A 12,061-nucleotide genomic window follows, 5' to 3' on the forward strand; every position below is an offset into this window, starting at 1 on the left:
ATGTCTTAAAAATAAATAATCTTATTTCGCAATCGGAACTTGAGAAGGCCAAATTAATTTACTTGGATCAAACCCTACTTTCTTTGCCGAATCAGAAAATCTGTCTTTTACCTTATCCGAAATCTCTTTCTTACGCGATAAAATCCATAACTTTTTATAATCTTCACTTGCAACTAATGCATTGTTGTAATCTTTATCAAAATCGATTACATATAATTTCTTTGCAAAAATTGGTAAAAAAGTTGTTGAAAACAACCCAACATTTTCGATGTCTTGTGTTGCAATTCCTTCAATTTTCTCCCACCCTTTTTTCTTCGCATTATATCCACGCACAATCACTTCCAATTGTCCATTTTCTTCATTCAAATTAAAACGATGTGTCACATTTGTTTGTCCTTTTTGCGCTTTATTTTCCAAACGCGCAATTTCGTACCAACGTCCTAAAAATCCACCTAAATCAAAATTTTGAACAGGTTTGTATTTTACATTTTTCTTATTGTGATTAACGATATATGCTGTTGTCCCTAACGCCAATGCTGCAAGGGCTAATTTCTTAAAATTCATTTTACTAAAACTTAGGTTGCAAATGTATCAATAATATTAAAGTTGAAAAAATATGATTTCACATTTTGAATTAATTAAAGTTTTATTTAATTTTATTAAAACTAATTTTAATATTATTTAATCTAATGAAAAAACTTCCTGTTATATGCCCCAGTTGTACCGAAGAATTAGCTGTCGAAAAATTAATTTGCAACCATTGCGAAACACAAGTTGTAGGAAACTATGAACTTCCTTTATTTCTGAAACTTACAAATGAAGAACAAGCATTTATTATGCAATTCTTTGTCAATTCAGGAAGTTTAAAAGACATGGCAAAAGAATTTGAAGTCAGCTATCCAACGATGAGAAATAAAGTAGATGATTTGATTAATAAAATAAAAATAATGTCTGATGAATAAAGAATTTTCAGTATCGATGTCGCCTTTTTTCAAGGTTACAACCACAATTTTAATCATATTATTAATCTTAATTGGAGGAATATTGTTTAAAGAAACAGAAGTATATGTTGCGGTAATTTATACAATCATTATTTATCCATTGTTTGCGTATTATTATTTAATCTCTTTAAATAAAATTAAAGTTGATTTGAATAATATTTATCTTATTTCAAAAATAAAAACGATAACTATTCCGATAAATGAAGTAAAAATTATTACAAGAAAATCTCAAAATAATTTGATAATCGTTGGATGCAGAGGATTTATGGGATTGATAGGAAGATCTATGGACAATTACAGATGTAATATAAAAAATCGTACAAAACTTATTGCTATTGAATTAGAAAATGTAAAATATTTGGTGAGCTGCGACCAGCCTGATGAATTTGTTAACACCATAAATACCCTAAAAAATGATAAAGAAACTCCTTAATCCATTTGCATATTTCGATGAAAAAATCTTGTTCATTATTGGGCTATTTTCCCATTTCTTTTTCACTTATATCGCTAAAATAACGGAATCTTTTTTCCCTGATTTTTTAAGCATCAAGAAAAATGGAATTTCTTATTCTTATCTCGATTTGTTGTATCAAAACACAAGAAATTTAGCAATTGCAATCCTCCTATTTTACATTTTAGGAAAAATCATCAATAACAGAACACGAATTATAGACATTGTAAACGTCGTTCTAATCTCAAGAATCGCTTATTACATTGTATTCATCACCGATTTTATTCCAATTGTAAACAAAAGTATGGACAAGGTTTTGAAAGGAATTACAGCAAATAATCTCGAAGTTTTGCACGAAGCTTCTACAATGATTGTCATTGTAATTGTAGCTTTTATCGCAATATTTTTCTTGTGTGTGATGTTCTATTATTTATACATCGGTTTCAAAACGGTTACAAACATGAAAAGCATCAAACAAGTTCTTGCTTTCATTGCTGTCTTATTATTCATCATTATTTCAACCTCAATATTATCATTATTAATACCACAAAAAATATGAAAAAAGTTTTATTAGCATTGGCTTGTACAGTTACTACGAGTGCATTTGCGCAACAAATTAATAAACTAGCTTTGGATAGTTTATTTCTCTCTTTACATGAACAAAAAATTGGTGCAGGAAGTGTTTCTATTTTTGAGAATGGAAAAGAAATTTATTCTAATTCTTACGGAAATCGTGACTATGAGAGTAATCTCGTCAATAATAAAGACACAAAATTTAGAATTGGTTCCATCACAAAGACTTTCACAGCAACTTTGATTATGAAAATGATCGAAAATGGCAAATTAACACTTGATACAAAACTTTCAAAATTTTATCCGAAAGTAAAAAATGCAGATAAAATTTCGATTCAGAATTTGCTACAACATCAATCTGGAATTAATAATATTACAAGCAACAAAGAATTTCTTGATTGGTATTTAAAAGATTTTACTAAAGAAGAATTATTAGAAAAAATCTATTCATTAAAATCTGATTTCGAACCCAATACAAAAGAAGAATATTCGAATACAAATTATATTTTGTTAGGTTTCATTTTAGAAGATGTTTCAAAAAAATCATATCAAGATTTGGTCGAAAATATCATTATCAAGCCTTTAAAATTGAAGAACACAAAAGTTGGAGGAAAAATATTAATAAATCAAAACGAAGCAAAGTCTTATAATTATTTCAATAATACGTATCATTTACTACCAGAATCATCAATGACAATTCCACTTGGCGCAGGCATCATGGTTTCTACTCCAACAGATTTGAATACATTTATTTATTCGCTTTTAAATGCAAAAATAGTTTCTGAAAAATCTGTCAAACAAATGACAACTATTAATGATGAATTTGGTTTTGGATTATTTTATGATAAGATAAATGATACAAAAGGAATTGGGCACAACGGCTCTATTGACGGTTTTAGTTCGTATACTTTTTGCTTTGATAACACAATTTTTTGTTATTCAATTACTCAAAATGCAAATGAAATTTCGAAAGAATTACTTAAAACTAATTTATACAATGCTACTCTCAACAAGAAAATAGTGTTTCCTAAAAAGGTTATTTCAATAGATGTTTCTTCAGAAATTTTAGAAAAATATTCGCACGAATATTCTTCTAATGAACTTCCTATTGCAATTAAATTTTTCGTAGAAGACGGAACTTTCATGGCACAAGGTACAGGACAATCTGCATTTCCACTAACAGCAATTTCCACAACCGAATTTGAATTTGCTCCTGCAAAAATTAAAATTAATTTTAATGAAAATGGTTTAGAAATGAAATTAATTCAAAATGGTAAAACATTTAATTTTAATAAAAAATAGTATAACCATAAAATACAAAGCTAATTAGCATTGTATTTTTATTTAAAAATTAACATGCAGTTCCTCCTTCAAAGTTTATAGTTGTAGTTTCTTTATCCGATTTTCGAGTGATTGTCATTGTTCCATTAGCTAAAGCTGAATCAGATTCAATATTTTGTTCTCCAATTTTTGCATGAATTTCGATTATATAATCATCATTTTCTAAACGCAACGTATATCCATTGTCATTTTCAGTAGATTTGGTATCATCATTTCTAGAAAAAAAAACTTCTCTTTTTCCATTAATCGAAATATAATTAACCCAAGTTAACTCGTCTTTAGAGCTTGTTTGTAAATAGATTTCGTCTTTCATTTTACTTCCTTTTTTATAATATTCAGTCACACAACCTACTCCATAATCTGATTCGGAAACCGAAAGTTTATCAACTACAATTTCTTTATTTGAAGGAGTTTTAAGATTAGTTTTGAGCTCTTTTTTCTCGCAAGAGTTCAACATTAGAATTGCAAAAGTTAAAACGAAACATTTTATTAGTTTATACATAATTAGTTTATTAAAAATTATCTCTTTGATTGTTATTTCTTGATCTACATCAATTTAAAAAATAAATTGTATTCCTAAATTTACAATTCTTATTTGTGATTCGTAACAAAAGAGTTTAAAGATTAAACAGGTTTTTCATAGTATAGGGCTGGTTAGGTTATTTAACAAAGAGCAGAAGAAATTTTGCTCTTTGTTTGTTTTACATTTATAAATCATTATGAATATTTTTTAAAAAATCATATAAACTAATAATTTTCAAAGAACTTACATTCATCATCTCTTGTAAAGAAATTTTTATAGTGTTTTATGTACATTATTAAAAAACTTTTTAATACTTTTACAAAACATCATCTCGATGTATTTTTTTAAATACAAAATGTAATCGATTACATTAATTTTAATAAATAACTATTATGATAAATTCTGAATTTAGGTATGCACATCATCCTAATGATGTTAAAAAATATACAACTGAAGAACTAAGAGAACATTTTTTAATTCCTGATATATTTATAGAAGATCAGGTGAAATTAGTGTATTCAATGTATGATCGCTTGATTATTGGTGGTATTTACCCAGTTAATCATGCACTAACTCTGGAACCTACAAAAGATCTTAAAGCAGAATTTTTCTTAGAAAGAAGAGAGCTAGGAATTATTAATGTTGGTGGAAAAGGAAAAGTTACAATTGATGGAACTGAATACGAATTGAGTAATAAAGAAGCTTTGTACATTGGTAAAGGAAATAAAGAAATTGTTTTTGATAAAGTAAATAACGAACAGCCTTTATTTTATATCAACTCTGCTCCAGCTCATTACTCTTTTCCAACTAAAAAAATAACAAAAAACGAAGCTGAAATTGTTGAGTTAGGCGACTCTAAATATGCGAATAAAAGAACAATTAATAAACTGATTGTAAATAGTGTTTTAGAAACTTGCCAATTACAAATGGGTATGACCGAATTACATCCTGGTAGTGTATGGAATACAATGCCGGCTCATACACATGAAAGACGAATGGAAGCATATTTTTATTTTGATTTAGAAAAAGGGCAATCGATTAGCCATTTTATGGGACAAACAAATGAAACGCGTCATATTTTCTTACAAAACAATCAAGCTGTTATTTCACCAGAATGGTCTATTCACTCGGGTGTAGGTACTTCAAATTATACTTTTATTTGGGGAATGGCAGGTGAAAATATGGATTACAGTGATATGGATGGTATAAATACGGATGAATTAAAGTAATTGAATTATGAATTTATTTGATTTATCTGGAAAAATAGCTTTAATAACAGGAGGTACACACGGTTTAGGATTAGCAATGGCAGAAGGATTGGCGCAAGCTGGTGCTGAATTAGTTATTACAAGTACTACTCCTTCAAAACTTGAAGAAGCTTTACAATATTATAAAAGCAAAGGGTTTACTGCAACTGGATATATTTTTGATGTGACTGATCAACTGAAAGCAAAAGAACAAGTTGAGTTAATCGAAAAAAATCATGGTCAAATTGATATTCTTGTCAACAATGCTGGAATTATCAAACGAGTTCTTGCGGTAGATATGGATATCGAAGATTTCAGAAAAGTTATCGATGTCGATTTAGTTGGTCCTTTCATCATGTCGCAATTGGTTGCAAAAGGAATGATTGAGCGTAAAGCTGGAAAAATAATTAATATTTGTTCGATGATGAGCGAATTGGGACGAGACAATGTTTCTGCCTACGCTTCTGCAAAAGGTGGATTGAAAATGTTAACACGCAATTTAGCGACAGAATGGGCAAAACATAATATTCAAGTTAACGGAATCGGACCTGGTTATTTTGCTACTTCTCAAACAGAACCTATTCGTGTTGATGGAAATCCTTTCAACGAATTTATCATCAACAGAACACCTACAGGTCGTTGGGGAAATCCCGAAGATTTAGCTGGTACAGCGGTTTTCTTAGCTTCGGAAGCAAGTAATTTTGTTAATGGACAAATTATTTATGTCGATGGAGGAATTTTAGCAACAATAGGTAAACCATCAAACGAGTAAAATTTAAATACTATATGAAATCATTTATTACTGATACATTTTTATTACAAAATAAATATGCCGAGGAACTGTATTTCAACTATGCTGAAAAACTTCCTATCATAGATTATCACAATCATTTATCGCCAAAAGACATTGCAGAAAATAGAGTTTTTGAAAATATTTCGAAAGTATGGATAGCTGGTGATCATTACAAATGGCGCGCAATGCGAACGTTGGGAATTAATGAGAATTGTATCACGGGAAATGCTTCTGATTTAGAAAAATTTGAAGCTTGGGCGAAAACTGTTCCTCATACACTTCGAAATCCTTTATTTCATTGGACTCATCTAGAATTAAAACGATATTTTGGAATAGATGAATTATTGAACGAAAATAACGCAAAAGAAATTTTCGAAAATACTTCGGCTCAATTACAACAAGCAGATAAATCTTGTCAAGGTTTATTAAGCTTAGTAAATGCTGAAACGGTTTGTACGACTGAAGATCCGACAGATACGTTAAAATATCACAAAACGTTGAATGAAAGTAATTTCAAGACAAAAGTTAGTACAGCTTTCCGACCAGATAAAGCAATTCTGATTGAAAATGAAGATTATAATTCTTACATTAATAAACTTTCTGAAGTTGTTGGTTTCGAAATTAATTCATTCCAAAACTTGAAAGATGCATTATATAATCGAATTGAAGCGTTTAATGCAATCGGTTGCAAGATTTGTGATCATGGTTTAAATAATATTTCTTACGAAGAATTTACTGATAATGAAATCAATACAATTTTCGAATCAAAAAGAAATAATCAACCGTTAAATCATACTCAAATCGAACAATTCAAAACTGCCCTACTTCTATTTTTAGGAGAAACGTATCATCAATTTGGATGGATTCAACAATATCATTTAGGCGCACTTCGCAATAACAATGCTCGTATGCATCGTGTTTTAGGGCCCGATACAGGTTGGGATTCTATCGGAGATTTTAAACAAGCAGCCAATCTTTCTAAATTCTTAAATAGACTAGATGGAAATGATAAATTGACAAAAACAATCATCTATAATTTGAATCCAGCTGATAACGAAATTTTCGCAACAATGATTGGGAATTTCAATGATGGAAGCGTAAAAGGAAAAGTACAATTTGGTTCAAGCTGGTGGTTTTTAGATCAAAAAGATGGTATCATCAAACAACTAAATGCTTTATCTAATATGGGGTTAATAAGTTGCTTTATTGGAATGTTGACAGATTCAAGAAGTTTCTTATCTTTCCCTAGGCATGAGTATTTCAGACGAGTTATTTGTAATTTATTCGGAGAAGAAATGGCAAATGGAGAATTACCAAATGATATTGAATTAGTTGGAAAAACAATATCAGATATCTGCTATTATAATGCAAAAGAATATTTTGATTTTTAGATCTATTTATGAGCAATAATATTTTGACTTTTGGAGAAGTTTTAATGAGAATTTCTCCATCAAATCATAAAACTTTGCAACAAAGTAAAGAAGTAGAATTCTTTTTTGGCGGGACAGAAATGAATGTTGCGGCTTCTTTGTCAACTTTTGGTTGTAAAACGCAGCACATCTCAAATGTTTCGAATGATTTTGTCGGAGATGCAGCTATTTCTTACATGAAGAGTTTAGGAATTGATGTTTCATTTATCACAAAAAATGAGCATCCACTTGGATTATATTTTTTGGAAGTTGGTTCTGACGTCAGACCAAGTCGTATTGCATATAATCGATTAAATGGATCTTTTTCAAATATAAAACCAAACGAAGTTGATTGGAATAAAGCCTTAGAAAACTGTAATTTTTTCCATTGGACAGGAATAACACCTGGAATTTCAGAATCTGCTTATGAAACGTTGAAGCAAGGTTTACAATTCGCTTATTCTAAAGGTATTCATATCACAACTGATCCTGCTTATAGAAGTAATTTATGGAATTACGGTAAAAAAGGACAAGATATTTTGAAAGAATTAATCGGATATTCAACCATTTTTATTGGTGGAGTGAATGAAATCAATGAAATTTTAGAAACAAATTTCTCAACGGATAAGAATGGATTTATTGAAGCATCTAAAACATTGATGAAAGAAATTCCATCAATTCAAAAAGTATTTGATAAAGTTAGAATTGGAATTAATGCAAGTTCGCAAGCAACACAAGGTAGAGCTTGGATTAATGATGAATATTTAGAAACAGAAGAAATTCAAATCAACCATGTCGTTGATAGAATTGGAACTGGTGATGCGTTTGCTGCAGGTTTGATTTATGGTTTGATTAATCATGACGATCAATTTGCTTTAAACTTTGCAAATGCTGCTTGCGCAATGAAACATACCATTTTAGGTGACACAAATTTAGCTTCTGTTGATGATATTTTAGAGTTAGTTAATGGGAATTTTGGGGGAAGAATAAAAAGATAAAAATGGCACGATTTACAAGAATAGAAGTCGCTTTAAAAGCAAAAGAAACTGGAATTGTTCCTGTTTTTTACCATCAAGACATCGAAATTTCTAAAAAAATAATAAAAGCTTGCTACAATGGTGGCGCTAGATTATTTGAATTTACAAACAGAGGCGATTTTGCGCACGAAGTTTTTGCTGAATTAAATAAATATGCGGCAAAAGAATTACCAGAATTAATTTTAGGAATAGGTTCTGTTTTAGACGCACCAACTGCTGCATTATATCTACAATTAGGAGCAAATTTTATTGTTGCACCTTCATTAAATCCTGAAGTAGCAAAAATTTGTAACCGAAGAAAAGTAGCTTGGATGCCTGGATGTGGTTCTGTTTCGGAAATATCTTTAGCAGAAGAATTAGGAGCAGAAATCATCAAAATATTTCCAGCAAGCCAAGTTGGAGGGCCAGATTTTATAAAAGCTGTAAACGGACCAATGTCTTGGACGAGTATTATGCCAAGTGGAGGTGTTATGCCTACAAAAGAAAGCATCGCTAGTTGGATAAATGCTGGCGCTTATTGTGTCGGAATTGGATCACAATTGTTCACAAAAAATTCATCTAAAGAATATGATTACTCACAAATAGAACGAACAGTTGGAGAATCAATACAAATTTATAAAGAATTAAAAAATATATGATTTAAAGGAAGAAGTCAAAATAATAAATCACAAAAACACACTAAATGAAGAACGAAACTTCCATTAAACCAAGTAGTTTTAGATGGACTATTTGCAGTTTACTATTTGTTGCCACAACCATAAATTACTTAGATCGTCAAGTTTTATCATTAACTTGGAAAGATTACTTAGTTCCAGAATTTCACTGGAATAATAATGATTACGGAAATATTACCGCTCTTTTTTCAATATTTTATGCAGTAAGTATGTTATTTGCGGGTCGATTTATTGACAAAATGGGAACTAAAAAAGGTTTCTTATATGCTATTGCAATTTGGTCGATTGGTGCATGTTTACACGCTTTTTGTGGAATTGCAACTGCAGGACTTATTACAGATAACTGGTTTGTTGGATTTGCTGGAGCAAAAGAAATCTTAGAAAAAGTAAGTGACACTTCATTAATTATTTCAACAAGTGTTAGCTTATTTATTTTTGCTCGATTAATTTTAGCAATTGGTGAAGCAGGAAATTTCCCTGGAGCAATCAAAGCTACAGCCGAATATTTTCCGAAAAAAGATCGCGCGTTTGCTACAAGTATTTTCAATGCTGGTGCTACTGTTGGTGCGTTAGCTGCTCCTCTTACAATTCCATTTATTGCAAAATCGATGGGTTGGGAAATGGCTTTTATCATCATCGGAGCATTAGGATTTATTTGGATGGGATTTTGGATTTATTTGTACCAAGAACCACACAAACATCCAAAGGTTAATAGTGCTGAGTTAGAATATATTCAACAAGATATAGAAGAAAATACAGGCGCATCTACAGAAGGTAGAAAACTAACATTTTCTGAATGTTTTAAATACAAACAAACGTGGGCCTTTATCTTCGGAAAATTTATGACAGACGGCGTTTGGTGGTTCTATCTTTTCTGGACTCCAGCCTACTTAAGCTCAGTATACAAGATGGATAGCACACAAAGTGCCTTACCTTTATTTGTTCTTTACATCATCACATTACTTTCAATTATTGGCGGATGGTTACCAAAATATTTTGTCGACAAATTAAATATGAATCCATATTCAGGAAGAATGCGCGCAATGTTAATTTTTGCTTTCTTTCCATTATTGGCATTATTAGCTCAACCTCTTGGTGCAACCTCTTTTTGGATTCCTGTAATTATCATCGGTATTGCTGGAGCAGCACATCAAGCTTGGTCTGCAAATATTTTCTCTACTGTTGGAGATATGTTTCCTAAAAGTGCTATTGCTACAATAGTTGGAATTGGTGGTATGGCTGGTGGAATTGGTTCTTTTTTGATCAACAAATCATCAGGAGTTTTATTTGATTATTCGCACAAAAACTGGACAACTATCGATGGTACGCCATTATTAGAAAAATATCCTCAATACATTAACGAAAGATTACCAGAAAATTTACTTTCAGATTTAGAAAAATCAGGAGCAATTATAGTTGATGGAATCAATAAAGGTTATATGATCATTTTTACAATTTGTGGAGTTGCATATTTAACAGCATGGATTGTCATGAAAATATTAGTACCAAAATACAAAGTGATTAAATAATCAATTTAAATTCAATAACTTGAAAACAAAATTAAATAAAAAACTATATCATCAAGAAAATGAACTTCCTATAAAAATTATTCAATTTGGAGGTGGAAATTTTATGCGCGCTTTTACAGATTATGTAATCGATAAACTGAATAAAGATGCCAATTTTAATGCAGGAATCGCAAACATAAAAGTTACGCCTTCTGGAAGTTCATTTCATACTTTTGAAGAACAAGATAATCTGTACACTTTATTTATTCGAGGAATTAAAAAGGGTGAATTGATTGATGAAAATCGTGTTATTTCTGCAATTCAAAAATCGATTAATCCTTATAAAGAATACCAAGATTTTTTGAATTTAGCTAAAGAGGAACAATTGGAATTTGTTTTTTCTAATACAACAGAATCTGGAATTGTATTTGATCCTTCAGAAGATATTTTAGAAAATGCACCACACGAAAATTTTCCTGCAAAATTAACTGCGTTCTTGTATGAAAGATATCTTTATTTTAATGGAGATAATGACAAAGGCTTAACAATTATTCCATGTGAATTAATAGAGAATAACGCCATTATTTTAAAAGATTATATTTTAGAATATGCTAAATTATGGAACTTAGAAAATGAATTTATTACTTGGATTAACACTTCAAATAACTTTCATAACACATTAGTAGACAGAATTGTACCAGGTTTTCCAAAAGATGATTTAGAGAACTACACTAATCAATTAAACTATGAAGATGAATTGATTGTCGTTTCAGAAGCGTTCTTATTTTGGGCAATTGAAGGCGATGAAAAATTGGAAGAAAAAATTCCTTTTAGTAAAGCAAATGAACAGATTTTGCTTGTCGAAAATATAGCGCCTTATCGTACTTCTAAAGTCAGAATTTTGAATGGAGCTCACACTTCAATGGTTCCTTTTTCTATTATGTTAGGTATAGAAACTGTTCGTGATGCAATCGATAACAAAGTAGCTGGAGATTTTATTAAAAATATTATTTATAATGAAATCATTCCTATCCTTGATTTACCAGAAGAACAATTAAAAGAATATACAGAAGATGTTTTAGATCGATTTAGAAATCCTTTTATCAAGCACTATTTATCGAGTATAGCGTTAAATTCTATCTCTAAATTCAAAGTTCGTGTTCTTCCAAGTTTATTAGATTATGTAGAGAAATTCAATCAAATTCCGAAAGGAATTGCATTTTCTTTGGCTTGTTTAATTCGTTTTTACAAAGGTGATTGGAACAATGAAGAATTACCTGTAAATGATGACGAAGCGATTATAAATGAGTTCAGAAATATTTGGAAAAACAATGATTATCAACAAATAAGTCATTCTGTTTTGAAAAATATAAATTTTTGGGAACAAGATTTGACAAAGGTTAATCAATTAGAGAATGAAGTTGAAAAAGCTCTTCGACTAATTGATGAATATGGGATTGAAAAATCTTATGAAATGTATAGCAACCAAATGATTTAAGAGAGA

At 30.1% G+C, this 12,061-nt stretch carries 13 protein-coding genes; 11 read left to right on the plus strand and 2 right to left on the minus strand.

Annotation, left to right across the window (positions count from 1 at the left end):
- Nucleotides 1–21: 21 nt before the first annotated feature.
- Nucleotides 22–564 carry a lipocalin family protein gene (locus tag B4A23_RS04055; RefSeq protein ID WP_291117145.1) on the minus strand — a complete coding sequence of 181 codons (543 nt, stop codon included), beginning with the start codon at nucleotides 562–564 and terminating at the stop codon, nucleotides 22–24.
- A 125-nt stretch (nucleotides 565–689) separates the two neighbouring features.
- On the opposite strand from B4A23_RS04055, the gene B4A23_RS04060 reads away from it, so the two are divergent.
- From B4A23_RS04060 to B4A23_RS04075, 4 genes are read left to right on the plus strand one after another with little or no spacing between them, the layout of a single operon-like run.
- Nucleotides 690–962 (plus strand): DUF2089 family protein, encoded by a 273-nt coding sequence (locus B4A23_RS04060; RefSeq protein WP_286500611.1) that lies wholly within the window; start codon nucleotides 690–692, stop codon nucleotides 960–962.
- A complete protein-coding gene (locus B4A23_RS04065) occupies nucleotides 955–1,434 on the plus strand; it encodes a PH domain-containing protein (RefSeq protein WP_286500612.1) in 480 nt (159 codons plus the stop codon). The genes B4A23_RS04060 and B4A23_RS04065 overlap by 8 nt, the downstream gene beginning before the upstream one ends.
- On the plus strand, nucleotides 1,415–2,011 hold the full coding sequence (locus B4A23_RS04070; RefSeq protein WP_291117150.1) for a hypothetical protein: 597 nt from the start codon (nucleotides 1,415–1,417) through the stop codon (nucleotides 2,009–2,011). Before B4A23_RS04065 ends, B4A23_RS04070 begins: the two co-directional genes overlap by 20 nt.
- On the plus strand, nucleotides 2,008–3,327 hold the full coding sequence (locus B4A23_RS04075; protein WP_291117153.1) for a serine hydrolase domain-containing protein: 1,320 nt from the start codon (nucleotides 2,008–2,010) through the stop codon (nucleotides 3,325–3,327). The genes B4A23_RS04070 and B4A23_RS04075 overlap by 4 nt, the downstream gene beginning before the upstream one ends.
- Nucleotides 3,328–3,376: 49 nt before the next feature.
- Here B4A23_RS04075 and B4A23_RS04080 read toward each other — a convergent pair whose 3' ends face one another.
- Entirely contained in the window at nucleotides 3,377–3,868 is a 492-nt protein-coding gene (locus B4A23_RS04080) for a hypothetical protein (RefSeq protein ID WP_291117155.1), read from the minus strand.
- Nucleotides 3,869–4,281: 413 nt separating this feature from the next.
- On the opposite strand from B4A23_RS04080, the gene kduI reads away from it, so the two are divergent.
- The 7 genes from kduI to B4A23_RS04115 are packed head-to-tail and all read left to right on the plus strand — an operon-like array spanning nucleotide 4,282 to nucleotide 12,055.
- Nucleotides 4,282–5,118, plus strand: coding sequence for a 5-dehydro-4-deoxy-D-glucuronate isomerase (gene kduI / locus B4A23_RS04085; RefSeq protein ID WP_291117159.1), 837 nt, complete (start codon nucleotides 4,282–4,284; stop codon nucleotides 5,116–5,118).
- Between the two features lie 7 nt (nucleotides 5,119–5,125).
- Nucleotides 5,126–5,908: a gluconate 5-dehydrogenase gene (locus B4A23_RS04090; RefSeq protein ID WP_180906636.1), complete on the plus strand. Its 783-nt coding sequence runs from the start codon at nucleotides 5,126–5,128 to the stop codon at nucleotides 5,906–5,908.
- A gap of 14 nt (nucleotides 5,909–5,922) precedes the next feature.
- Nucleotides 5,923–7,320: a glucuronate isomerase gene (gene uxaC, locus B4A23_RS04095; protein ID WP_291117162.1), complete on the plus strand. Its 1,398-nt coding sequence runs from the start codon at nucleotides 5,923–5,925 to the stop codon at nucleotides 7,318–7,320.
- Between the two features lie 8 nt (nucleotides 7,321–7,328).
- Nucleotides 7,329–8,336 (plus strand): sugar kinase, encoded by a 1,008-nt coding sequence (locus tag B4A23_RS04100; protein ID WP_291117165.1) that lies wholly within the window; start codon nucleotides 7,329–7,331, stop codon nucleotides 8,334–8,336.
- A 2-nt stretch (nucleotides 8,337–8,338) separates the two neighbouring features.
- On the plus strand, nucleotides 8,339–9,013 hold the full coding sequence (locus B4A23_RS04105; RefSeq protein WP_291117168.1) for a bifunctional 4-hydroxy-2-oxoglutarate aldolase/2-dehydro-3-deoxy-phosphogluconate aldolase: 675 nt from the start codon (nucleotides 8,339–8,341) through the stop codon (nucleotides 9,011–9,013).
- Nucleotides 9,014–9,057: 44 nt separating this feature from the next.
- Nucleotides 9,058–10,578 carry an MFS transporter gene (locus B4A23_RS04110; protein WP_291117171.1) on the plus strand — a complete coding sequence of 507 codons (1,521 nt, stop codon included), beginning with the start codon at nucleotides 9,058–9,060 and terminating at the stop codon, nucleotides 10,576–10,578.
- A gap of 19 nt (nucleotides 10,579–10,597) precedes the next feature.
- Nucleotides 10,598–12,055 (plus strand): tagaturonate reductase, encoded by a 1,458-nt coding sequence (locus tag B4A23_RS04115; protein WP_291117174.1) that lies wholly within the window; start codon nucleotides 10,598–10,600, stop codon nucleotides 12,053–12,055.
- Nucleotides 12,056–12,061: the final 6 nt, after the last annotated feature.

Origin of the sequence: Empedobacter sp. UBA7248 (assembly GCF_002472945.1) — a bacterium.
GTDB lineage: Bacteria > Bacteroidota > Bacteroidia > Flavobacteriales > Weeksellaceae > Empedobacter > Empedobacter falsenii_C.